This window comes from Paenibacillus sp. CAA11 (genome assembly GCF_003060825.1).
GTDB lineage: Bacteria > Bacillota > Bacilli > Paenibacillales > Paenibacillaceae > Fontibacillus.
Genome location: NZ_CP028922.1, coordinates 2320819 through 2344651, shown reverse-complemented (window position 1 = coordinate 2344651; position 23833 = coordinate 2320819). Strand labels below are relative to the sequence as shown.

Below are 23833 nucleotides of genomic sequence, written 5' to 3'. Positions count from 1 at the left end.
GATTATAACATGGACCTTGCTTGTTCTTGATGAAATACTTTGCTTATTCATAGAAAAAAATCATCAGCCATTTAACATAGCTGATGAGGCTCAAAACTAATACAATTCACTCCCGCACAAAAATGGATGCTCTTTAATACGTATAAACCCTCGGAACCCGGGACCCAATCAGACAAGGAACTTCGTAATTAATCGTGTCCAGCGAGCCCGCTATTTCATCGATTGATATTCTTTGTCCGCCATTACAGCCAATTAATGTAACTGGCGTACCCACTTCAACTTCAAATGGCAGTCGGATCATACATTGATCCATGCATATTCTGCCTACAATAGGGACCCGTTGTCCCTTTACAAGCACCTCCTGCCCTTGCAGCTTGCGGATCCAGCCATCAGCATAGCCGATGGGAAGCGTTCCGATCCACTCGTCCTTTTGGGTCTCATAGGTGGCTCCATAACCGATTTTTTCTCCTTTAGCCACCTTTTTTACATGTACCAGCTTGCTATGCAGCGAGAAGGCTTCTTTCAAAGATACTGACATCTGCTGTTTCATTGTGGGAGAGGGCGCCAGCCCATACATAGCAATACCGATCCGAACTGCATTGCAATGTACAGCCGGATACCGAAGAGCAGCCGCACTATTGCTGCAGTGTACGAGGGGAGGCAGATGCTCCATAACAGCAAGCAGCTCCTGAAATTTCTTATACTGGTCTTGAAAATAAGCCTCATCTGGCCCGTCAGCGGTGGAAAAATGCGTAAATACGCCTTCCAGGTTGAAACGGCCGACTCCCTTTAAGCTATGTTCTATTTGCTGTAGTTCTTCTGAGTTTCTTATGCCGATCCGGCCCATCCCGGTATCAAGCTTTAGATGCACCGCAAGCTGTTCCTGATCTTCTAGCACATATTTCGCTTCCTCGATCCAATCAGTTTGATAAACGGTTAACGTAACGCGGTAAGCTGCTGCCACATGTGCGTCTCTTGCCCTCGTAGCGCCCAATACAAGAATTGGGGCATGGATCCCCTGCTCTCTAAGCGCGATGGCTTCATCCAGAAATGCAACAGCAAGGTAGGATGCGCCTGCAGCAAGCGCTGTTTGTGCCACCTGCAAATCTCCATGTCCGTATGCATTTGCTTTGACTACAGCGATGATCGCCACCTCTTCAGGCAGCTGCTGCTTGATCAGGCTCACATTCTCAGCGATATGTCCAAGGTCAACATCTACCCATGTATCTCTATAAAAAAACGTCTGCTTATTCATGGATGATTCCCTTCCTATCCTTGTTTCTTTCTTGAAGCGACAGCTCAATAATGCGGTCAAGCAATTCTGAGAAGCTTATGCCTGCCGCTGCAGCACTTTTGGGCATCAGACTGGTCTGTGTCAAGCCAGGCAAGGTGTTGGCTTCAAGGACGTATGGAATCCCTTGGTGTAGCATCATGTCAATTCGGGCGTAGACGCTGCAATTTAACACTCGATAAGTGGCCAGTGCCACTTCTTCCTCCCGTATTTTAACAGCTGGAGGCAGATCAGCGACCTGCTCATCCGCTCCTCCCATTTCATATTTAGCCCGGTAATCGAACCATCCGGAAGTTTGGGGACGAATGCTCAGGATAGGAAGCACTTCCCTGCCTAGAATGGAACAGGTCAGTTCACGGCCTTCGATTAATTGTTCGATTAACACAGCGGTATCCCAACGAGAAGCCTCCTGTACCGCGGCCTTAAGCGACTCCTCACCGGTTACTGGCAATGCCCCCACGCTGGAACCGCCCGTATTCGGTTTAACGAAGGCCGGATATCCAAGCTGCTGCACGGCCTCCTCCGAGTAGTCATTTTGGCTCCTCCAACACAGCCAATCCGGGGTAGGAATACCGGAGGAGCGCAGCAGCTTTTTGGAGCTGTTTTTATCCATGCATAGGTTACTGGCCGCAGGGCTGCTCCCCGAATAGGGGATGCCCATCGATTCCAGCATCGCCTGAACGGTCCCATCTTCGCCGGAAGACCCATGCAGCGCAAGCAGAACAAAATCGATGTCTAAATCTCTGGCAGCTAGTTCCTCTGTGTCCCGAATTTCTATAGGGATCGCGTCATATTTACGTGTATCCAGATGCGCCAGCATTTCCTTTCCGGTTAACAAGGATATTTCCCTTTCCGAGGAATTTCCTCCCATGATAACGCCTACTCTCATCATCGCGTCCCCCTTATAATCTTTTGCCAAGCAGCTCGGCAGCCGTTCGCCCGATGATCCGAAGTCCTCTTTCTATATCATTCTCACTGACCCGGGAAAAACCAATCCGCATGGTGTTTCTGCCCCTTTCATCCGTATAGAACATATCCCCAGGCGTAAAGACGACGCCCTGCTCAGAACACGCTTCTAATAGCAGATGTGTATCAAAATCCGGATTGAATTTTAGGAAAAGATGCAGTCCTCCATCTCCAGAAACCTTGGCAAAAGGGATGAATTGTTCACAGCACTTCCGCGTCCATTCAAATTTCCTCTTGTATATGGAGCGTGCTTTCTTCAAATATTTATCCAAATGGCCGTTGTGCAGGTATTGGTACAGCACCGACTGATCAAGCGTTGAAGTATGAATGTTACGAGCCCGTTTAATACTCTCCAAATAAGAAACAAGTTCCCTATCGGCAAGCACCCACCCTACCCGCATTCCCGGAAACAGCACCTTGGAGAAGCTTCCCAGATAGATGACCCCGTTCCCCTGTCCTGCAAGTGACATTAAAGGCAATGCATGTGAGCTTGAATAGCGGAGCTCTTCATTAAAGCCGTCCTCGATGACGGGGATTTGATGCTCTGCCAGGAGCTTCATCACAGCAATCCTTCTTGCCGGAGAAGTTACGATCCCTGTTGGGTTGTGGTAAGAAGGAACCAGATACGCACAATCGTATGCCCGCTCGGACAGCGCTTGCTTCAGCTGCTGAAGATTCAGACCGTCATCCTCCATCTCGATCCCGGTAATCTCAAATCCATTCAGCTTGAGATTTTTGATCGCGGTATGGTGCGTCGGATTCTCACAAAGCACGGTACCATGAGTACGGCCCAACGCAGATAAGACGATATCGAATCCTTCCGTAAAACCGCTGGTAATCAAGAGATCCTTCCCTTCCAAATCTACACCCTTCTGTTCCATATAGCGCTTTAAATATTCGATTAATGGCTTATAACCCTTGGCATAACCGTAATTCAGCAGCACATTTCCTTCAATCGCCATTCTGTCCATGAACGCCCGTCTGACATTTTCCAGATCAAACAGCTCTTCATCAGGTGCGATGCTTGTAAAGGAAATAAAGCCTCTGCCTGCACGTATGCCATGCTTCATCCGGTCCAGCTCCACAGCCTTGCGTGCATAAGAATTGATTCGGGAGTCCCAGTTGGTCTGCCAGGAGAGCTCTTCATCGGTAACGGAGGATTGAACAGCGGCTACATAGCTGCCTTTGCCCGGAACAGCATATAGCAGCCTCTCCTCCTCAAGATCGGTATACGCAGCGATCACAGTGTTGCGGCTGACCGAGAGCAGCGTGCTCATTTCTCTAGTCGAAGGCAGCTTCTGATTCTCCTGCAGCGCGCCCCTTAGAATTAGCCGTTTTAAATAGTCTTTGACCTGGATGTAGGCAGGCCGGTCCCGATCTGTAAGCTTGAAATCATTAAACATCTTGTATCGCCCTCCAAATTCATCATGACATATTTAGCTGAAATATGGAAAGAACCACATCTCATCGTTTTAAACGAAGAAGCGGTTTAACGGACAATATTTCCTCTAAGGATTCGACAGCAAAATAGAGTTGTGAACACATTAAATTTAGTAATAGACTGTAAGGAGAAGATAGAAGAATAGATTTCTTTAAAACCAGCAGAACGTGAGGTGCCTGGCATGGACAGCAAATTATTCGACCGAATTAAGGGCGGACTATACGGAGTCGCCGTTGGCGACGCTCTTGGCGGAACAACGGAATTTATGAGCACGCGGGAGATTGAGATATATCATGGCTATTTGACAGAAATCATCGGCGGCGGGGTGTGGCGCCTGGAACCAGGAGAAGTGACAGACGACACCATGATGACGCTCTGCGTAGCAGAAGGTATTCTCGAGAATCCGGATGATCCGATAGAGCCAATCGGACGTTTATTTTTGGAATGGTACCAATCAAGGCCAAAAGATATAGGGAATATCATTCGTCATGTTTTTGAAAAATATGAAGGAAACTGGTTGGAATCAGCTTTTGTTGCGCACATGGACCTAGGTCAAAGCGGCGGGAACGGTTCTCTCATGCGATGCCTGCCGGTGGCACTGGCATATAAGGATCTAGAAACCGCCGAGCGAGTAACCGCAACGCAGTCACGAATGACGCATTACGATCCGAGGTGTACTGAAGTATGCGTTATGTATAATCGGATGGCTCATCGTCTTCTGATGGGTGAGAACTTAAGAGCGGCCATCCTGGCCGAGATAGCGGGAAGTGAATATGAAGGAAACATTGAAGCAGAGCCTGACTGCCCGCCGAGCGGTTTTGTCGTACATACTTTCAGGTGGGTACTGCATATTTTGCTCCAAGCGCCGGATTTTGCAGGGGTTGTGCAGCAAGCAGCCAATCTGGGAGGAGATTCCGATACGATCGGTGCCATTGCCGGCGGGTTGGCAGGGATTTACTACGGATTCGAGGGTATCCCTGCTCGATATGCAAATGCAATCCTGATCAAAGAGAGGCTCGATCGCGTGACTTCCCAACTGTACGCGCAGAGAGCTTAAATTGGCTCAAAAAAACAGCGGCAGTCTAGGACTTTGTATCAAATCCTTAGCTGCCACTGTATATTATTGAATTAATCAGATTCACTTTTTACTGAACAAGCTCAGGAGCTAAACTATTTTTCTAACGTAGATTTCACCGGTGTTGGAGCATGAACCTGATCTATCACAATCAATCCATCATACTGTTCTTTAGGTACAAACTTCATGGACATCGGCGCGATGACTTCGGACGTCATCCCATCCTCTGCCGCGTAGACGGGCTGCCACATCCAAGCCGTATCTTTTGTTTTTGTCTTGAAAGCCGATAAGTCAATGAAAGACTTGCTGTAGCCGCTTTGCATCACTCGATATTCCAGGCTGCCTGCCGGCATCCTTTTGATTTTAAATGGCTCTCCTGTAGATATTTTCGCAGCCGATCCTTGATTCATGTACAGTCCGACAACATACATTTGGTCTTTGAGCTTTTGATGAAGAATCTCGCCCATACTCTTAAAACTATTGACCCATTTGCCGCCTTCGATCGTCTTCATTTTGGAGGTATTTTTAGCCAGGTGATCGTTATGCGCCCAGAGTATCATTTTCTTATTCGGATACAATTCACGGCTCAGCCATTCCACATGTTCCGCCATGATCTGATCCCTATATTCATAGGAATCCACGGCATCCTTCTGCATCATGCGAATAAACGCCACTCGATCTGCAAGCATCTTTACCGCCATATCCACAAGCTTCGGCTCTTTTGGATACATACTTAACAGCTCTTTCTTATGCTTCTTCATAAAATCCATAGCCGCACGGTACTTAGGCGTATATTCCGCCTCGACCTTCTTCAGGGCCGCCTTTTTTTCCGGGCTTATTTTTTCCTCCAATTGATTGCCATAAGCTGCGTATACAGCCGGTATTGCTTCCATGTCCATCTTTTGAAATTCAGCACCCGTCTCGGGGCTGATCTTCGACATCCACTGTCCAATAAAAGCAGTTGAGTAGTAAGAGCTCAGCTGCATATCATAACCCGCTAATATGAGCGGATGATCCGTTTTTGCCTGCTCTTGTATGTAGTTGAACAGCTCAAGCGTCTCTTCAGAGTGCCAAATTTGGAAAATGGAGCCCTTCATCATCATCTCCGGTGTAAGCTGATCTTGATTGATACGGGCTGCCTCCGCTTCCATCATCCCGGATTCGAAGGCAATGACATCATACCCCAGTTCTTCATGCAGGTATTTGATCAGGCGGATCTTGATCTGGCTGTACTCCTTCACTCTATGGAAGTTTTCCCCCAAGCTAACGACTTTTTTGTCTTTGAGTGTTTTCTTGAGAAACTGCAAATCTTTGAAGTCTTCTGATGTTAATGACCATAATGAATGCGCCTGCTTCTGCATAACTTGCTTTGTTCTGTTTTCTTGATTTGCCGTCTTTACAGATGCGGCTGCCCCTACCGAGAAGGGAGAATTCAGAACCATTGTCCCCAGCGTCAGAATTACTGCTGCTTTACCTAGCCACATGCCTTTTTTACTAAAAACTCTCATCTTTCCTAGTCACCTCTCCTTAGTACGTTGTAGATCTTAAGGGAAGATTATCAAGTAATTCTAAGGAAATGATAAGGAAATGATAAGGAAATGATAAGGAAGCTTACATATTCTCTTCTACAAATATAGTCATATTCAGCTCTTATCTTCCGACCCTAAAAGGCTTATAGAAGGCACGAATATCCTCGGCTAAAAGTTCAGGCTCTTCCATAGCGGTAAAATGTCCGCCGCGAGCCATGGAAGTCCATCGCGTTACATTTAGGTTGCGCATGGCCCATTCTTTAGGCGGTGACAATATATCTGCCGGGAACAAGGCAACTCCGGTCGGTACTTTGATGTAGCCGAGTGGCGGCAAAGAATTTGAATTCTCATAATATATACGTGCTGCTGAGCCAATGGTGTTAGTAAGCCAATAAACCATAATATTCGTTATCAGCTCATCCTCGCTGAATTTCTGCAGAAGGTCTCCATTACAATCACTCCAAGCACGGAATTTCTCAATCATCCAACCAGCCAAGCCCACTGGCGAATCGGAAAGTCCATAAGCAAGCGTCTGAGGGCGTGTCGATTGTAGGGACATGTACCCTCCCTCTAGTGAAATCCATGCTAACGCTTTGTTCTTGTATTGCAGTTCTTCCTCTGACAGTGTTATCTGCTCCTGTGAGGTGAGAAGATCTCGTATAATTCCAATATCTGTTAGGTGAATTCCAAATAAAAGTTCTGGATAGTTGGATGCCAGATATCGGGTAATCCCGGAGCCAATATCCCCGCCTCCAGCAGCAAACTTCTTGTATCCTAATTCTTGTGTCATTAATTTAGCCCACATTTCAGAGACACGATAATTATTAATCCCAGGTTGCTTAGGGTGGCTGGAGAATCCGAATCCAGGTATGGAAGGAACAATGACATCAAAAGAGTCCTCAGGGTCACCGCCGTGGCTAACCGGATCCGTAAGATAAGGGATGATTTTTTGGTAACGAAGGTAACTGTCTGGCCACCCGTGAGTAAGAATAAGGGGCATTGGGTTAGGCCCTTTACCTCGCTCATGCACGAAGTGTATCTCAATCCCATCAATCTTGCAGGCGAACTGGGAGAGGCGATTCAACTGAGCTTCTTGTTTGCGCCAATCATACTGTTCCCGCCAATACGAGACGAGAGATTTCAGTGCTTTTAAATCCGTTCCTAGCTCCCAACCTGAGCCTTCTAATTGATCTGGCCAGCGGACATGATGTAATCTGTTTTTTAAGTCATCAAGGATTTCATCGGGAATGTGAATATGAAAACGTTCAGCAGCCATCTTAATTTTCCTCCTCTATTGTTGTGTTACATCGAATAATATCCCTTGAACTTCTGTGCTACAATGCAAAAAATGAAGCATCTAACTATACTATTTGATAAGGTGAATACACTATGCCGCAAATTGACCGGTACAAAAACCGTTCCGTAAATATTGAATTTATCGCAGTCGAGGACTTTACTAATCTTCCTTACCCAGAGCGTCTTACACTAATTTTAATTACATCTGGAACCATGAATGGGAACTTAAATGAACATCCAATATCGATAGTTGCTCCAGGTGTCCTTTGCTTGGCTGAAAATGATCATATGGTAGTCACCCAGAATTGTATTTTCGCTGCGCAATCCTTTAGTTTTGACCGTGAATTTCTTAATTCAGTAGCCCTCTCTGAAACTCAAGGGTACTTTCCAAGCGTTCCGAGCATCCAAACAGGGCTTTCACTTTTTCAACGTGATCATCTATATTCTGGCATGCCTCGTGTAACTGAAAAAGCATTTCCGCTTTTATTTGAGTGGTTTTTTATACTTGGTATGGAAGTGCAAGCGCAAAGCGATAGACGCTGGGTATGCAGGATAAAAAAATACCTCATTCAGATTTTAGGGCTGTTAGAGGACTTAAATCAGAATCGAGAGCAGTCCCCTGTTGACTTAGTGTTAGAATATATTCACACGAACTACACGAGAAAGATTTCCTTAGAGGATTTGACGAATTGCGCGCATCTCAACCGTGTAACTCTTAATAAGTTATTTCAAGAAAGGTGCGAAACTACAGCCATAGGCTACTTGCTTTCACATCGGTTGAAAGTTGCGTGTGAGCTTTTAACGCATACAGATATGAAGCTTGATGATATTGCCCGCGCTACTGGGTTTGAGTATGACACTTATTTTTTTAAGCAATTTAAAGCTAAAAAAGGGATATCACCTACACAGTTTAGGAACATCTCTCGTAAGTTCTCTACTGCTCAATAGAAAATATGGCCTAATCTATAGTTAAAAAAAATTAAAACAACCTAACCCCTTTACATGTTGGGATTAGGTTGCTTCTAAAATAACTGTCTATATGACAGATTGCAGTATCTTATTAACTGAGTATTCGTTATGTAAGGTTATTAGTTAATAGTAAGGTTAGATCCCCCTTCCTAAAAATTGCTGAATGTAAACAAGAAAACATATAAAAAAGCTGGTTGATATGATCAAGGCAACAAGACAATGTTTAAAATTAGGGTCAACAAATAAAACAATAATGCTGATAATCGCTAAAATCAACAAGACCGCTAAACAGATTTGCAGCAGTAAATCCATTACTCACCTCGTGGGGAAAATTAGTAATTATATGATCAGTTCTTGTTCTATGTAATCTGCTACATCCTCCCATCCGTCAATGGCCGAGCTCTCTTCACAAGCTAATACTCCGAAATCTGCATTCGCATCGGGCTCATCTTCATAACGTGCAAATTCTCGAATTAATTTGCCGTTTTCAATTACAACTAGCTCTGCATTGAAATTTTCATCATAATACGCGTAGATCACAGAACTATCCATTGCAAGCTTGATCCAGGCTTCTCTTGATAAGCCAAAGAATGCTTCACCTTCAAAGTCTATAAAATAGGTCCAGCCCTCTTCTGCCTCAGAGATTTGAATTGAATCCGCCATGCAGATCCCAGCTTCATCTATTTCAAATTGGACATCTTCATTTGACCATTCTCTATAGCGCTTTTTAGCTTCTTCTAAGGATAGATTTATTTTAAAGCAGCATTCCCTCATTGTATTTTATCGTCCTTACTATTTTATTTTAGATCTCCACCATCCCAAAAAGCTTCCTCCTTTGAAACATGAATCTTCTCAGGTGGATAGCTTCGCATGAAGTATTTCTTGACCCTGATATGGATATCCTTCCGGTACCACTCCGAAAGGCCGTGGGACTTAAATAACTGAGGCATGCCTAATCGCTCCGAGCGTTTTCCGCTCCGACCATCTCCAATATTCAAGGTGTCGATCCAGATTCGATCCGCAATCTCTGCTAAGACCGTTGGGAATTGAGGGGTAAAAGGTAACACAGGAGACAATGCGGCCTGAGTATAAATGCCGGCATCATGAATTTTTTTTAATGCCTCTAATCGCATATTGATTCCAGGTGCGTAAGGGGCAAAAATGCGCTTGATCTCTTCTCGATCGGTTTCAATCGTCATCGAGACTAGAACTTGGCATTGATCCTTAAGTTGTGTTAATAAGTCAATATCCCTGGTCACCAGAGGACTTCGGGTCTGAATTTGCAGCAGATCAGGAGGCTCTTGCAGCATGGCTTCCAGTATTGCTCTTGTAATGCCAGCCTCGCGCTCAATAGGTTGATAAGGATCCGTAGCCGAAGACATAAAAATATGAGCCTTACTGCTTTTGCGGCGGAGTTTGATCATTTCACTCTTATAGATATCGACTGCATTCGTCTTGATCTCCACCCATTCTCCCCAGGGCATATCCTTAAACTGTTGAATGGGCATCTCTCTGACATAACAATATTTGCACGCAAATGCACAACCGCTATAAGGATTTAGGGAATGTGTGAATCCAATATCCAAATAGCCCGATGCCTCATTAAGAATTTTCCTGGAAACAACGTCTTTAACTTCAATGGTCACTCAAGGCTCCTCCTGTCGTTCCAACAACTAGCTGTCATTGAGTCTGGAAATGATTATGGAGTTTCTCATGCATCGCATAATTACCCAGCGTCTGTACCAAAATGAAGTATAAGAAATAAATACAGCTATGACAAGGAGGAAATCTGTTGTACTTCTATAAAGAAGATTTGATAAACATCATCGTACCGGACAAGCCTGATCCGGAAGCAGCCAAGGTGCTTCAAGAAACTTTGGGCGGCCGCTTTGGCGAGATGCGGACCATGATGCAGTTCTTTTTCCAGAGCAGCAATTTCCGCGGGAATGCTCTTCAGTACCGGGATTTACTAAAAGGAATATTTCTAGAGGAAATCAGTCATGTGGAACTGGTTCAGAATACGATTAACCAACTGCTAACCGGTTCTGGAGAAGAGCCGCCAGGAAACGGCGGAGTGAACGGAGCACCTCTTCAAGAGGCAATTAAACATGCCAATCCCCACCATTTCATCATGGGGGCGCAAAGCTCATTACCGGTGGATGCAGCCGGAAATCCGTGGAACGGCAACTATGTATACAGTCATGGCAATCTGATCAGTGACCTGCTTGACAACCTTGTACTTGAATCAACTGGAGTGCTGCAGAAATCACGGATTTATGAAATGAGTACGAATAAAACTTTCCGCGAGACGCTTGCCTTTCTGATCGTCCGCGATAATGCACATCAGAATGCATTCGCCAAAGCTCTTGAGACACTTGGAGTCGAGTGGGGTAAACTGTTCCCTGTTCCTAACTATGACATCAATAAATATCCAGAATGCCGAAAATACGTGGATATGGGCTTCCATAATGCACAGTTTAATTTCCGGCTAGACTCTACACGAATCGGCGAAATATTCAGCGGTCAAACGCCAAGCCGCAACGGTGGAACATTGGAAGTCGTCAACCCTCCTCAAGGATTCCCGGTTCCTGTCCTACCAGAAATGCCTAACGAACACAGCCCTGGTTTGTACGATATGAACGCTTAAGAAACCAAACACCTTATACAGGAATATCGCCAGAAGCCAAAGCTGTTCTGCTGGGCAGAATGCTTTGGCTTGTTTCATTTCGAAGTCAATGAATCATCTGAATTAAGATCAACACATCATCTCATCTAGCAGATTTGTAGTCAAGCGCATCTTCCGGCACTCCCCTTATAGATCCTTTCTACGAAACAGATATATGGTTAAGAAATAGGAAGCAATGAATAGCAGCAAGATGCCTACTGGAATCAATAGCAAGGCTTGTTCATGGGCTGCACTTTTCTCATTCAACATATTGATTAGATAGGCTGTGGGCTGGGCCAGAATGATTAAGGCTATTAAGAAAACGGTATTAATAATTCCGGCCCCCTTTTTACTAAGTGCGTAAAAAAGAGGCATATAAATGGAGATCAAGATCAGCAGAACTCCGGCCGGGATCAGGATATCCAGAACCGTATAATCTGGCTTATTAAGCTGCGGGATAGCCGATTTAGCGATCGTGTGAATCCCATACGAACCAAGGACTCCAAACAGCGCAAAAATAACGGCTGCTACGTATTTGGCTTGCACAATATGCTTGCGGTTGACCGGAAGTGTCACCAGAAAATGATGGTTATGGTTTTTGATATCTATCATGGTGCCGAGACTGATCAAGCCGAAAGCGGTGTAGATCCCTACAAAGTGAATGGACAATTCACTTTTGGGTATAAAAGCGCAACTAAATACAGCCAGATAAAAAAATCCCATCCATAGTGAGCTTTTTAAGGCGATCAAGTCTTTACGCAGCAAATTAAGCATATTTACACCTTCCCTTTATCTGTAAAATACATGATGTCTTCTAATGAGGGTTTTTCATAAATAACCTCATTGCCAAACCACTTTACAGCTTCCTGTCTGTCTCCTGCCAAGCCCTCAAAACCTATAGGAGTCTCTCGAATTCCGATAAAGTTATTTCTAATGTCGGAATCAATGAGCCGGACATCTCCCTTCACAATGACATAACTGTCGAGCATTTCATCTTTCGCTTGATGAATAACAAGTTTACCGCGGTTTATGAAGGTGACATAATCGGCAATACGGTCTAGATCCGTCGTAATATGAGTGGAGAAAATAATCGAATTTCGCTCATCCTGAATCATATCCCCAAGCAGGTCTAACATCTCTCTTCTAAACACAGGATCTAGTCCAGAGGTAGGCTCATCCATGATCAGCAGCTCAGCCTCATGGGATAGTGCTACCGCGAGGGAGAACTTAATCTTCATCCCCTTGGATAAATTCTCAATCTTGCTCTTGGGCGACAGCCCAAATTGCTCAAGATAATCATTAAACTTCTTGCGATTCCACTGCTTATAGAATGGTCCGATCATCCTCTCCATCTCACGAATCGTAAGATGCTCATAGTAGAAACAATCATCTGAAACGACACCAATGCGCTGCTTAATTTCCACTTCTTGCTTGGGCATATCACGGCCAAGGATTTTTATGTTCCCGGAGTCAGGCTGAATCATGCCAATCATCATCTTGATCAAGGTGCTTTTGCCAACCCCATTTGGGCCAATTAAGCCTGTAATATAGCCTTGTTTTACATCCAAAGATAAATTATCGATTGTGAACCCTGGATATGCTTTGGTTACATTGCGTATTTCAATCACATTCATTCTGTCTCTTCCCCCTCAAACAATAGACTCAGATGCCCGATTAGTTCCTTCTGACTCATGTTAAGCTCCCTGCTTTCTCGAATAATTTCTACCATTTTCTCTTCCAGCAGTTTCATACGCTGCTCCCGAATGAAGTCTTTATTCGCACCGGATACAAAGCATCCTTTACCTAAGACGGAGTCGATCAGCTTCTCATTCTCCAGCTCTTCATACGCACGCTTCGTCGTAATTACGCTGACTTGTAGTAGCTTAGCTAACTGTCTAATGGAGGGCAGGCTGTCTCCTGCGTGCAGCTCACCGCTCAAGATGCTTTGTCTAATCTGGTTCGTGATCTGTATATAAATCGGGTCGCTTGAAGCGTTCGATATTGTAATTTTTATGTCCGATCACACCTCACTAAATTTCATCGAGTATATACTGTATATATATAGTATATACAGTATATACTCAGTCGTCAATTCGATGCACCCAATCTGTGTTGTTTACACAAAAAAAGCCGCCGTTTCGGCGACCTTTTTAAGTATAGGGTTAGATTATTCATTTTTTTGTAAAGATCATACTAGTGAGAGGTCGGTAAGCCTTTTGAGCCGTTAGCAGCACCGGCATTAAGTTCTGCAATAAGCTTATCCCCTTCAACATCAAGGTTCGGCAGCAAGCGATCCAGCCAGTTCGGCAGCCACCAAGCTTTATCGCCAAACAGTGCCATGATTGCCGGAACCAGTGTAATCCGCACGACGAATGCGTCAATCAGAATACCGAAGGCCAGCGCAAAACCGATCTGCTTAATCATAATATCATGCGAGAAGATGAAGCCTGCAAATACCGAAACCATGATAATTGCAGCCGCTACAACAACCCTGCTGGCCAGATTAAAGCCGTGAACTACACTATGTCTGCCCCGGTGTCCGTGGACATAGGATTCACGCATAGAAGACACGAGGAAGACCTGATAATCCATAGCTAATCCGTAAAGAATCCCCGTAACTATGATCGGAATAAAGCTCAGCAGCGGTCCGCCAGTATCAAAACCAAAGAGCTCCTTCAACCATCCCCATTGGAAGACGGCCGTTGTCACTCCGAAGGTAGCGAGCACGCTGAGCAGGAAACCGACTGTAGCTTTGATCGGAACAAGGATCGACCGGAATACCAATAACAGAATAATCAGAGACAGAACGACAATGATACCAATATAAATCGGGAAGACTTCCGCAAGCTTGGACGACATATCAATATTAATTGCTGTGAATCCTGTAACCCCAAGGGTTACGTTATGGCTTTGAGCTATTGCTGAATCGGTAGCACGCAGCTCCTGTACTAAATCTTTCGTTACGGTATCCGTCGGGCCTGTTTTCGGAATTAGGCTCAGAATCGCCACATTACCGTCCTTATTCACACCCATTGGTGATACGACAGACACATTCTGGGCCTGCTGAATATCCTGGACAAGACCATACAGCGTCTCTGTCGTGATCTTACCCGAAGGATCTTTCGGCTCGGCCACAATAAGAAGCGGACCGTTATATCCTTCACCAAAGCCTTTGGAAATTGCGTCATAGCTTTGCCGCGCAGATGTATCCAAGTTAGCCGTAGCGCCTGAAGGCATTCCCAGCTCCATCTTGGCAACCGGTATAGCTGCTGTGCCTAGAATAACAACAATAGCGATGATCACAGGCCAGCGGAATTTCACGATTCCCTTAATCCAGCCATTTGCAGCGCCATGTTCTTTGTTCGCCGCCTTGGCATGGCTCTTCTCACGCGCCTTACGCGAACAGATTCGCTCACCCACCAGACCAAGCAGTGCCGGTAGCATGGTAAGTGCAATCAGAACGTTAAGCAGCACCGTTACAGAAGCTACGATCGCCATCATGCTCAGGAAGGAGATACCGATGACGAGCAGTCCACACAAAGCGATGATGACGGTTAAACCCGCGAAGAAGACGGCGCTTCCCGATGTGCCGACAGCCCGGCTTGCTGCTTCACGCGCAGATAACTGCTGGTCCATAATAAGACGGCGCTGACGATTCACAATAAAGAGCGCATAGTCGATGCCTACAGCCAGACCGACCATAAGGGCTAGTACAGGGGTGAAGGAGGTCATGGCTACGAAGCTGGAAATCGCGAATGCCCCGCCGACGCCGATCCCCACACCGAACAGCGCAGTGACAAGGGGCAATCCAGCGGCCACGATGGAGCCGAGTGTTACAATAAGGACAATAGCCGCTATAACCAGTCCGAAGATCTCATTTGTCCCAATCGGCGCTTCTGTTGTTTTCAGAGAATCACTTGGCAGCGCAGTAATATCTGTGTTCTGTTCTACTCCAGTGACGGCATCAAGAACCGAGTCCGTAACGCCTTTAGGAAGTGAAGTCTGCTGCACAGTGAACTGGAATTGGAACAGGGCAACACTGCCGTCTGTAGCTATTAACACACCTGGTACAGGTAACCCATTCACCTTAAGCGGTCCGTAAGGAGGCATTTCAGCTGGTGCAGCGTTTTCTGACCCTGCTGTATTCCCTCCCTGGGCGGCTTGAGCCTGTGCTTGAGCCTGCGCTGTCTGATCAGCTTGTGCTGATCCGCTTCCGGCTGCAGCAGCTAATTCGGCAGGATTAATTACATAATCTAATCCGTATACCTTGTTAACCGCTTCCGTAATCGCTTGGACACGTTCCGGGGTATCCAGGCGTTCCCCATCAGGGACTGTAAACACCACACTGCCTTGACCGCCAGAGGCCTCAGGCAGTTCTTTTGCCAGCTTGTCCAGCACCTTCTGAGACTCGGTCCCCTCAATTTTCATATCAGAGCTTACACTCATCCCATTAATGCCGAGCAGCGCAATAACGACACCTAATATGAGGATCCAGGCACTAATAAAGTACCACGGCTTGTCGTACGCCTTCTTTCCCAGCTTATACAAAAATTTCGACATATCAGTATGTTCTCTCCCTTAAATACAATATAAACCTTGTACTTCTATGGAATCAGAATCCGCTCCGCAAGTAGCTGAACGTCTTAGCCAAATATTGATCAAATGTTGTAGCCTCAGGATGGCCTTCAGCCGAATCACCGGGCAGCAGTACAGTAAGACTGCCATCAAGTACAGGCAGTAATGCTCCATACAGAGCCCCTACCAGGAGATATGTATATTCCTCTGAATAGCGGCCTTCAAAATAGCTGCTTAGGGTTTCCTGAGCCCGCTTTTGGAGGCCATGGAACATGCTGAGAATATACGGTTCCAGGGAGGGATGCCGCTTCGATAGTGAAATAATCTCCCGAAGCTTCCACAGCAAATTGGCTGTAAGCTGCAATTTTAACCACTGCTGAAGCGCATTGAGCGGGGTTATGTTTTCCGGCTTATCCAGCATCTCGAACTCTGCTTCTTCTGTACTGCTGAACGATATGACTGCTGATGCTATCGCCTCTTCCTTGCAGGAGAAGTGATTGGCAAATGTTCTTCTTGAATAACCCGCACGCTGGACTACATCTTCAACGACAAACTCGTCCATTCCCCGTTCAATGGCTAGTTCGAACGCTGCATTTGCCAGCGCCTTGGCCGTTGCTTCCCTTTTGATGTCACGCAAGCTTTGTGGCTTCATGGTCTCACCTTACACCTCCATTTCTCCAAGATTTATTGGGTATAGCTTAACACTTGGTTGCCCATTGTGCAATAATGCCTATTGAGAAAATTTGCTTATTGGGTATTTATTTAATAACGCGGTTTTAATGGGTCATCAACAAGTGATGAATTTAACGAAGCCCTGAGCAGAGTGCTCAGGGCTTGGGCTTGGTTTATATTTTTCCACACATTAACCTAGAACTCTTGGTGATCCATAGATTTCAATAGGTCACGTAGTTATATTACTTCTTGTCGTTTATGTAGATAAACGTATAGAATGATCCCGGTAACCGAGCATAACGCCGCACATAAGCCGATAAATCCATATCCAGCTTGGAGCCCGCGGAGCAGAGCCAACTGCGAGTCAGCCTTGAATAAGCTCTTGACCCCTTCTATAACTCCGCCAATCAGATAGTTACCGATCACGCTGAAGAGACCCATAAGTGTAACCGTGAACGTTATGGCCGTATCGCTTCCATTGGGATATCTCTTGGAGATGAAGGCCATCACTGTGGGATATATCATCGCAATTCCGATCCCGGATGCAGCAAATAGAAATGCCCAAGCTTCCTCTCCAAGGATTGCAGCGAAGGTGCACACGGCCGAGAATCCAGAGAAAATAGTAAGGGATAAAGTAAATCCGATTTTATCCGTTACCGGTCCCAGCAGAAGCCTAGCAAGTGTGAAGCAGACAAAAAAGGCAGACAGCATCCCCGAAGCCGTAACTGCATCCCATTTATAGGATTTCTCCAGGAAGTTGACAAGCCAACCTCCAACGGCTAGTTCCGATACGACGCCAAATGAGAGAATAAGCACCATCAACCATAATACAGGGTCTTTCAGCAGTATTCTAAACGGAACTCGTTCCTCCTGCTTAATATCATCTCCTGGAAAGCGGCTTAAGAGAGCAAAAATAATCGGCAGGATGGATAAGGAAAGCATAACGAGATACATTCCCCGCCAATCGAGCGTATAGCCATTAATAGTTACTCTCATCAGTCCTGAGGCGATAAGCGGAGCTACGGTTGAGCTGAGTCCATAGAAGCCATGGGTCAGATTCATCATCATTCCCGTGTTCTTAACAAAAATTCGCGCCCCCAGTATAGCCAAACCGATCTCGAGCATGCCGTTGCCGATATACATCAAGAAGTAAGACGCAGAGAACAAAGAATACAGGTTGGAGAAAAAAATGAAAACACCCGAAATAATCATCACGGTGAAGGCAGCAACCGTTACTCGCTTGATTCCCCATTTCCTGGTCAGGAAAGCTGTAAAAGAACAAGCAATTAAATAGCCTAGCGCATTAAGCGATAATAAGGTGCCAATTTGGGATTCATTCAATAAGAAGTCCAGCTGTATGCGCGGAATGGCCGGACCTTTGATATTCTCCGAAAATCCAAATACAACAAACCCTAAAAATATCGTAGCCAGCTGCATGGCATATGCCTTGTTAAAGTTCTTCGTTCGTTTCGCCACTCTACCTTCTCCTTTATGCCTTTGTGTTCATCCGATAAGTCCAATCAGCAAAAAAACCGCTGATGAGCGGCTTCTCAAATATAATGACATTCTAAGTTAATAAGCTCTATTTATAAATATAAAAAAATGGTCATTTAATATCATATACTGGATCGTATCTCCAAATTTTGCCTTAGCGCATTATTTTCCGAACTGGAACCAGCCAAAATTAAATTGGCTGCCCGGCAGAAAAATAAACGTCACATCCTGATTGCCGATCACCTTGTTCAGTGAGAATTCCTTCAATTCGTACCCGCTGGTTTGAGTAAATTCGATCAGCTGCTGACTTTCGCCATCTTGACCGGAGAATCGAACATGAACGGTGTTCTTGTCGATCGGCGAGTGTCCATAAACAAGTAGTCTTGAAGCACCTTCTGTCCTAAAATCCATCTGCTTGATTTCGAGCGACACATTGTTGCCGATCCCCTCCACGCGGGTTTCCGCGATATTGTACGTATCCCCGTAAATGCGGTTACAATCTGCCGCTGCATTCTGTTCAAAGGCCCTATTCTGGCGGCTGAAATAGAACCCTTTGATATGGATTTTCTGCCATAATACAAAGCAAATCGAAGTCACGCCTCTGAGTCTCTTCTTTAGACGGAACGTGGCTTCCTGGTATACATTCCATTTCGACTTTTTCTGATAAACGGCCTCTGCAAGCAACTGACTGCCTTCTTCTCCAGGCATGCCTTCCCAGATTTGCAGCGGATAAGGTTCGCTGGATAACGCAAAGATAGGAATTGTGATTTCACCAGAGCCATGAGGTCCGAAATCTAAATTCCGGTAACCAACCCGGGTTTCGCCGTCCCTGCTCGTAGCGACACCTCTTTCATTACCGTTGCTAATTTCCCCAAAGCTATAATCGTATAGTCCGGCGGAGATAAAATTGTAGGGGTCCTTACCCGCTGTACCGATTCCTGTAACTTGGAACTCCAGCTCAGAGATCAGCTTGATCTTGTCCGTACCATTCCTACTGGTGCACCGAACACGGAATTGACCGTCTCCTAAAGCTTTAATGCGTGCTAAATGTCCGTCTCCTTCAACTTCAGCAAGATTCGAAGGAATTCCGGCATCATTCACAATGCTCCATTCCACTTCTGTGTAAGAGGTATTATGAGGATGCAGCTTGGCTTCCACCTCAATTTCGGACTTCGATTCGTTCAAGTGCTGACCTGAGCGGCTGAATAGTTCCAGCTTGCGCAGCGGAATTTCATCAGAGGTGCCAGTGACGCACGGCATTTCCTGGTTGCTCATCAGCGTGGAGGTTCCCCGCAGCTCTTCGGACGCACAAGGTAATGCATCAAATTCCTGCTCCTGGCTTTCCATCCCCTGTGAGCTGACCTTCATCCGGATGGTGCCTGGCGCTGTACCCGACGCAACGATCGCCATGAGTTTTCCGCTGAATAGTCTTCGGCTAATTCCTTTATATGGATCGTAATCGGTACTGTCACCGTTATCTAGTCCAATGAGCCGGCCTGCTCCCGTTACCTCAACGAGCACCCTGTTATTTGCGTTCTCAACCAGGCGGCCTTCTTCATCCACCATGCTGATTTCGACGAAAATAAGATCCGTTCCGCTCGCGATCAGATGCTCCTTATCGGGCATAAGCTTGATCCGTGCCGCATCCTTGAACGAGGTGCGGATATCTGTCGCGATTACATCTCCCTTCTCATCATAGGCAATGGCCTTAATCTCACCTTCCTGATAGGGGATTTTCCACCATCCGACCAGCTGTTGGCCCTTTGCGTGATCAATTTCGTGGCTTCCAATTACAGTACCGTTGCATATCAGTTCAACACGGGGAGCGTTCGAACAGATGCGGACATCAATCATTTGTCCTGGGTTAAAGTCCCAGTAAGGAAACAAATGAACCATTGGCTGCTGCCTGTAATCCGTCCATTCCGCCTGATAGATAAAGTAAGAATCTTTTGGGAAAGTCGCTGTATCAATCTGTCCGAAATAAGAATTTTTAGTATGGTAGGGGGTGGGTTCGCCTAAATAGTCAAACCCGCTCCACAAGAATTGTCCTAAGGAGAAAGGGGTGTCTCTTTCAGCCAAAATACAGGCTTCAGCAGATTTCGCTCCCCAGCTGGTAGAGCTGTTCCCGAGCGCGGAGCACTGCTCATCATCATCGGATAGAATAGACTGCTCCAGCGGGAAATGGTACACTCCCCGGCTCTGCACGACCGAAGCGGTTTCACTGCCATAGATGATCCAGTCCGGGTGCTCGGAATGGTGCTGAGAGTAGTATTTTTCCGCATAATTATAGCCCGCAACCTTTACGATATCCGCGCATTTCTGCGCGTTCTCCCAAGGCATGTAATTAGAGCCGATGGTGACCCGGGCATTCTGCTTAGGATCGTGCTTGAGCACTTCCTCCATCAGCATCCGGGTTACTTCCTGCCCTCTCTCGCTAGCATGGGTATCGTAGATTTCATTGCCGATGCTCCACATAAGGAGGCTAGGATGATTCCGGTCTCTCTTGACCCAGCTCTTTACATCCGCAGATGACCATTCCTTGAAGAAGCGAGCGTAATCATAGGTTGTTTTAGATCTTTCCCACATGTCAAAAGCCTCGGATACAACCAGAAGCCCCATCTCATCAGCCAGGTCCATCAACTCGGGTGCCGGCATATTATGTGCCGTCCGGATCGCGTTAACGCCCATCTCCTGCAATATCCGAAATCTCCGTTTCAAGGCATCCTTATTAAAGGCAGCCCCCAGAGCGCCTAGATCATGATGTTCACAGACACCCTTTAACTTCATTGGCTTCCCGTTCAAAAATAGGCCTGTATCGGGAGTTAAGAGTATTTCCCGGAAACCGACAGATTGAGTCACGGTGTCTATGATCACGCCGGAAATTAAATCATCCGTTTCCTGCTCTGCCACGCGCAATTCTGTAACAAGCGTATATAAATGAGGCTCTTCAGTACTCCATAGATGCGGATGAGAGACTGTAAGCTTTTGCAAATTCAATATCTCAGAATCGGCATCTGCTGTGACCCGCTCCGAACTCGATTGAATGATATTGCCCTTGTACATCAAAGTGTGGGAAACTTGCGCATTCTGATCAAGCTGCAATTCCGTCTGAATGTCCACTTGCCAGTCCTCATCGGCCCGCGCAGTAGAGATATAGATGCCATCTGTTACGATATGGCTGTGGCTTCGGGTCTTCAACCATACACTGCGGTAAATCCCCGCACCGGAGTACCACCTGCTGTTCGGACTTTGATGTACCACCTTAAGAAGAATTTCGTTCTCCCCAGATGCAAGCGCTTCTGTAATCTCATGCTCGAAGGAAGAATATCCGTACTTCCATTCCCCCATCCACCGCCCGTTCACATACAATGAAGAATCCATATAAACCCCATCGAAGGCTAGCAAGACCTCCTGATTACTTTCCGTATAAGTAAACGTCTTTTTGTACCAGCCAATGCTATCTTCATAGAGATCAAGGGTATTGTAGATCAGCCAATCATGGGGAACATCTACCGGTTCAAAGGTTAAATCCGATAGATCTAAAGTCTCCAGACCGCTTTTGGCAAACTCCCAGCCATCATTAAACCTTATCTTCTGACTCACCGTAATTTCACGCTCCTTTCCATAACTACTCCCCACAATTATAAAAGCGCTGTCATTTGCTCGATAGTTTAATTTCTTTATGTTTTGCTCCACATTATATAGGAGATCAAGTCGCCCAAGTTACGCAAGTTAAAGAAAGACTCGGAAAAAATTCCGAGGTCTTCATCAGTACACCAATTCACAATCATGATGTTCCCAAACATCGAATAAGTTGCCGTCCGGGTCTTCAAACACAAAGAACTTTCCGTACTTCCCTTCATCACTAATGTTTCCTACTTTTACTTCGTCGGCTTTCAAATCGTTATGTAAGGCTTCGATGTCGTTTGTAAAAAAGGTAATGACCCATCTGTTCTTCCCTTGTACTTGAAATACTGCTCTCGATGGATGGTCCGTTTGAATCAAATCTAAGATTGGGCGGTTATCCCGGAAAAGACTTAAATACCCTTCCCGTTGATTCCGAATATTGAATCCAAAATGCTTCACAAACCATGCTGCAGATTTCTCTACGTTTGTAACCGGAATTACATTATAGGCTATTCCCAATATTCTTCCTGCTCCCATAGTTACCTCCATATATTTGATGGTGTTCTTAATTATACCAAACTGAGGCAGTGGAGGAGGAAGATGTTCCTAATTTGAGCGTTTTTTAATTTTTTTCTGAATAGTACTCATTCTTTAATAGGCCGTAGTGCAGCAGATCTTCATACTTCCCCCATTTTTTCACATGCTGTCTGAGCCGTCCTTCATACTGCATGCCTAATTTTTGCATGACCTTCCCGGATGCAGGATTGTTTGCTAGATGGCGGCCAAATATGCGATTTAAATCCATCTCTTCAAAGGCATATGTTACGATTCCTCGTGCTGCCTCAGTGCAATAACCTTGACCCTTATACTTCTGCCCAATCCAATATCCGAGTTCCCCATGATCAAAGTTCTTGTTTAGAGCGATGCTTATAGCGCCGACTAAATATTGTTCCTCCGTATGTACAATCGCCAACTCAAGTACCCGGCCTTCATGGAAATTAGCAGTATGGGTTCGAATCCATTCTTCTGCTATTCCATCCTCGTAAGGATGCGGGATGTACAATGTCGTTGCAGCAACATATTGATCGCCCGCTAATGCTTGAACTGCGGGTGCATCCTCTAAACTGAAAGGCCGTAATGTTAATCGTTCTAATAGAATTGTAGGCAAGCTATTCATAAATCAGTTCCTCCTTATCTAGGACAGATACCCGGCCTTATAATGATGACCAGCTGTAGCCTTGGCCCTATAACGCCATGTGCTGTTGCTGGTCATTCCTTTAGGTCATGAACTCAATTTCTGCTGAAGCATTATTCCTAGTTCATCAATGGTATCCCATACGATTGGACGAATATCCTGTACAGGACATATTCGCCGATCGGCATCATTTCTGTTCACGGTCCATATCACAGGGATGTCCAGGCCCAGTGCATACCCGGCTGCAAAATACACTTCCGAAGCTTGTCCTGTTAAATCAGCAATCACCAATTTACTATCAGCAATTTGCTCCAAGGTGGACTTATCACGATTAGGCTGATCCAAATGTGTCTGTATACGCGGCAGGTAACCCGATTGCTCGATTTTGGGGAACAACCGATCCTGCCACTCCGTTCTAACATCCTCCTTATTCGGCATGAGTACGAAGCAGGGCTTCAATACTCTTCCTCCAGCAGCCGCGGAAGCTTCCCGCCAGCCTTCTTCTGTTAGCTTAAAGGTCATGCCTTCTCTAAGGATCAATTTCTCGCTGATTAGCTTATCGATAATATATACCAGTTCCTGTAAATTATGAGAGTATGTCAGGTTATAGTTGCTTGAGAGCGGCCGGATGACTACCGGGTCCATGGGCCCTTCGGAATGTCTATATAGATATTGCAGCAGACGGTTTCCTTTGTCCTCGATGCTCACGGGAATTCGTGAAGAATTTACAATAGGCTCTAAGTCGCTGTCCGACAAAGTGACCGTTTCATCAGCATCTGTTAGCTCCCGAATATAAGCCGATACTAAATGGAACATGTCACGTTTCTTTTGATAAGGAAGCGAATGAATAGCCGTATAGCTGTCTCTCTGCAGCCGATAGAACCCGCCTTGTGAACAAGAGCAGCCTATATATCTATCATAATCTCCATCCGGTTTTGTGGGAACAATCTCATCACAGAACAGACACTGCTTTTTGATCATACTCATCATCACCTCTTCTTGGTTGTACCCTCTACCTTATCAAGTTTTGTTTGAAAA

The 23833-nt window shown here is 45.7% G+C and carries 20 protein-coding genes; 3 read left to right on the top strand and 17 right to left on the bottom strand.

The window, feature by feature from the left end; genetic code table 11:
- Window positions 1-133 precede the first annotated feature (133 nt).
- From alr to DCC85_RS10840, 3 genes are read right to left on the bottom strand one after another with little or no spacing between them, the layout of a single operon-like run.
- Window positions 134-1255 (bottom strand): alanine racemase, encoded by a 1122-nt coding sequence (gene alr, locus DCC85_RS10850; RefSeq protein ID WP_108465608.1) that lies wholly within the window; start codon window positions 1253-1255, stop codon window positions 134-136.
- Entirely contained in the window at window positions 1248-2180 is a 933-nt protein-coding gene (locus DCC85_RS10845; protein ID WP_108465607.1) for a D-alanine--D-alanine ligase, read from the bottom strand. Before DCC85_RS10845 ends, alr begins: the two co-directional genes overlap by 8 nt.
- 13 nt (window positions 2181-2193) lie before the next feature.
- The gene (locus DCC85_RS10840) at window positions 2194-3660 is read right to left on the bottom strand and encodes an aminotransferase-like domain-containing protein (RefSeq protein ID WP_108465606.1); all 1467 of its coding nucleotides are present in this window, start codon (window positions 3658-3660) and stop codon (window positions 2194-2196) included.
- 219 nt (window positions 3661-3879) lie between these two features.
- On the opposite strand from DCC85_RS10840, the gene DCC85_RS10835 reads away from it, so the two are divergent.
- Window positions 3880-4755 (top strand): ADP-ribosylglycohydrolase family protein, encoded by an 876-nt coding sequence (locus tag DCC85_RS10835; protein ID WP_108465605.1) that lies wholly within the window; start codon window positions 3880-3882, stop codon window positions 4753-4755.
- Between the two features lie 113 nt (window positions 4756-4868).
- Here the strand turns inward: DCC85_RS10835 and DCC85_RS10830 are convergent, their stop codons facing one another.
- Window positions 4869-6281 carry an erythromycin esterase family protein gene (locus DCC85_RS10830; RefSeq protein ID WP_108465604.1) on the bottom strand — a complete coding sequence of 471 codons (1413 nt, stop codon included), beginning with the start codon at window positions 6279-6281 and terminating at the stop codon, window positions 4869-4871.
- 142 nt (window positions 6282-6423) lie between these two features.
- Window positions 6424-7578: an epoxide hydrolase family protein gene (locus tag DCC85_RS10825; protein WP_108465603.1), complete on the bottom strand. Its 1155-nt coding sequence runs from the start codon at window positions 7576-7578 to the stop codon at window positions 6424-6426.
- Window positions 7579-7691: 113 nt separating this feature from the next.
- Here DCC85_RS10825 and DCC85_RS10820 point away from each other — a divergent pair, with 113 nt between their 5' ends.
- On the top strand, window positions 7692-8546 hold the full coding sequence (locus DCC85_RS10820) for a helix-turn-helix domain-containing protein (protein ID WP_108465602.1): 855 nt from the start codon (window positions 7692-7694) through the stop codon (window positions 8544-8546).
- A 360-nt stretch (window positions 8547-8906) separates the two neighbouring features.
- Here the strand turns inward: DCC85_RS10820 and DCC85_RS10815 are convergent, their stop codons facing one another.
- Both DCC85_RS10815 and DCC85_RS10810 read right to left on the bottom strand, forming a co-directional pair.
- On the bottom strand, window positions 8907-9341 hold the full coding sequence (locus DCC85_RS10815) for a hypothetical protein (protein ID WP_108465601.1): 435 nt from the start codon (window positions 9339-9341) through the stop codon (window positions 8907-8909).
- 23 nt (window positions 9342-9364) lie between these two features.
- Window positions 9365-10213 carry an SPL family radical SAM protein gene (locus DCC85_RS10810; RefSeq protein ID WP_108465600.1) on the bottom strand — a complete coding sequence of 283 codons (849 nt, stop codon included), beginning with the start codon at window positions 10211-10213 and terminating at the stop codon, window positions 9365-9367.
- 146 nt (window positions 10214-10359) lie between these two features.
- Between DCC85_RS10810 and DCC85_RS10805 the strand changes: the two genes are divergently transcribed.
- On the top strand, window positions 10360-11214 hold the full coding sequence (locus tag DCC85_RS10805; protein ID WP_108465599.1) for a manganese catalase family protein: 855 nt from the start codon (window positions 10360-10362) through the stop codon (window positions 11212-11214).
- A gap of 165 nt (window positions 11215-11379) precedes the next feature.
- On the opposite strand, the gene DCC85_RS10800 is transcribed toward DCC85_RS10805, so the two are convergent.
- The 10 genes from DCC85_RS10800 to DCC85_RS10755 all read right to left on the bottom strand — a co-directional run bounded on the left by DCC85_RS10800 (window position 11380) and on the right by DCC85_RS10755 (window position 23782).
- Window positions 11380-12006, bottom strand: coding sequence for an ABC-2 transporter permease (locus tag DCC85_RS10800; protein WP_108465598.1), 627 nt, complete (start codon window positions 12004-12006; stop codon window positions 11380-11382).
- A 2-nt stretch (window positions 12007-12008) separates the two neighbouring features.
- Entirely contained in the window at window positions 12009-12866 is an 858-nt protein-coding gene (locus DCC85_RS10795; RefSeq protein WP_108465597.1) for an ABC transporter ATP-binding protein, read from the bottom strand.
- Window positions 12863-13246 (bottom strand): GntR family transcriptional regulator, encoded by a 384-nt coding sequence (locus DCC85_RS10790; protein WP_108465596.1) that lies wholly within the window; start codon window positions 13244-13246, stop codon window positions 12863-12865. Before DCC85_RS10790 ends, DCC85_RS10795 begins: the two co-directional genes overlap by 4 nt.
- Window positions 13247-13425: 179 nt before the next feature.
- Window positions 13426-15792, bottom strand: a complete 2367-nt coding sequence (locus DCC85_RS10785) for an MMPL family transporter (RefSeq protein WP_108465595.1) — start codon at window positions 15790-15792, stop codon at window positions 13426-13428.
- A gap of 52 nt (window positions 15793-15844) precedes the next feature.
- On the bottom strand, window positions 15845-16459 hold the full coding sequence (locus DCC85_RS10780; protein ID WP_108465594.1) for a TetR/AcrR family transcriptional regulator: 615 nt from the start codon (window positions 16457-16459) through the stop codon (window positions 15845-15847).
- 257 nt (window positions 16460-16716) lie between these two features.
- A complete protein-coding gene (locus DCC85_RS10775; protein WP_108467815.1) occupies window positions 16717-17916 on the bottom strand; it encodes an MFS transporter in 1200 nt (399 codons plus the stop codon).
- Window positions 17917-18135: 219 nt separating this feature from the next.
- On the bottom strand, window positions 18136-21576 hold the full coding sequence (locus DCC85_RS10770; protein WP_108465593.1) for a glycoside hydrolase family 2 TIM barrel-domain containing protein: 3441 nt from the start codon (window positions 21574-21576) through the stop codon (window positions 18136-18138).
- Between the two features lie 165 nt (window positions 21577-21741).
- On the bottom strand, window positions 21742-22137 hold the full coding sequence (locus tag DCC85_RS10765; protein ID WP_108465592.1) for a VOC family protein: 396 nt from the start codon (window positions 22135-22137) through the stop codon (window positions 21742-21744).
- 85 nt (window positions 22138-22222) lie between these two features.
- Complete coding sequence (locus DCC85_RS10760) at window positions 22223-22777, bottom strand: GNAT family N-acetyltransferase (RefSeq protein ID WP_108465591.1); 555 nt, start codon at window positions 22775-22777, stop codon at window positions 22223-22225.
- Window positions 22778-22882: 105 nt separating this feature from the next.
- A complete protein-coding gene (locus DCC85_RS10755) occupies window positions 22883-23782 on the bottom strand; it encodes a hypothetical protein (protein ID WP_234414424.1) in 900 nt (299 codons plus the stop codon).
- Window positions 23783-23833: the final 51 nt, after the last annotated feature.

Excerpts from the sequence above, each read along its gene's own strand:
- alr (WP_108465608.1), bottom strand. The coding sequence starts at position 1,255 with ATGAATAAGCAGACGTTTTTTTATAGAGATACATGGGTAGATGTTGAC.
- DCC85_RS10845 (WP_108465607.1), bottom strand. The coding sequence starts at position 2,180 with ATGAGAGTAGGCGTTATCATGGGAGGAAATTCCTCGGAAAGGGAAATA.
- DCC85_RS10840 (WP_108465606.1), bottom strand. The coding sequence starts at position 3,660 with ATGTTTAATGATTTCAAGCTTACAGATCGGGACCGGCCTGCCTACATC.
- DCC85_RS10835 (WP_108465605.1), top strand. The coding sequence starts at position 3,880 with ATGGACAGCAAATTATTCGACCGAATTAAGGGCGGACTATACGGAGTC.
- DCC85_RS10830 (WP_108465604.1), bottom strand. The coding sequence starts at position 6,281 with ATGAGAGTTTTTAGTAAAAAAGGCATGTGGCTAGGTAAAGCAGCAGTA.
- DCC85_RS10825 (WP_108465603.1), bottom strand. The coding sequence starts at position 7,578 with ATGGCTGCTGAACGTTTTCATATTCACATTCCCGATGAAATCCTTGAT.
- DCC85_RS10820 (WP_108465602.1), top strand. The coding sequence starts at position 7,692 with ATGCCGCAAATTGACCGGTACAAAAACCGTTCCGTAAATATTGAATTT.
- DCC85_RS10815 (WP_108465601.1), bottom strand. The coding sequence starts at position 9,341 with ATGAGGGAATGCTGCTTTAAAATAAATCTATCCTTAGAAGAAGCTAAA.
- DCC85_RS10800 (WP_108465598.1), bottom strand. The coding sequence starts at position 12,006 with ATGCTTAATTTGCTGCGTAAAGACTTGATCGCCTTAAAAAGCTCACTA.
- DCC85_RS10795 (WP_108465597.1), bottom strand. The coding sequence starts at position 12,866 with ATGAATGTGATTGAAATACGCAATGTAACCAAAGCATATCCAGGGTTC.
- DCC85_RS10785 (WP_108465595.1), bottom strand. The coding sequence starts at position 15,792 with ATGTCGAAATTTTTGTATAAGCTGGGAAAGAAGGCGTACGACAAGCCG.
- DCC85_RS10780 (WP_108465594.1), bottom strand. The coding sequence starts at position 16,459 with ATGAAGCCACAAAGCTTGCGTGACATCAAAAGGGAAGCAACGGCCAAG.
- DCC85_RS10775 (WP_108467815.1), bottom strand. The coding sequence starts at position 17,916 with ATGCAGCTGGCTACGATATTTTTAGGGTTTGTTGTATTTGGATTTTCG.
- DCC85_RS10765 (WP_108465592.1), bottom strand. The coding sequence starts at position 22,137 with ATGGGAGCAGGAAGAATATTGGGAATAGCCTATAATGTAATTCCGGTT.
- DCC85_RS10760 (WP_108465591.1), bottom strand. The coding sequence starts at position 22,777 with ATGAATAGCTTGCCTACAATTCTATTAGAACGATTAACATTACGGCCT.
- DCC85_RS10755 (WP_234414424.1), bottom strand. The coding sequence starts at position 23,782 with ATGAGTATGATCAAAAAGCAGTGTCTGTTCTGTGATGAGATTGTTCCC.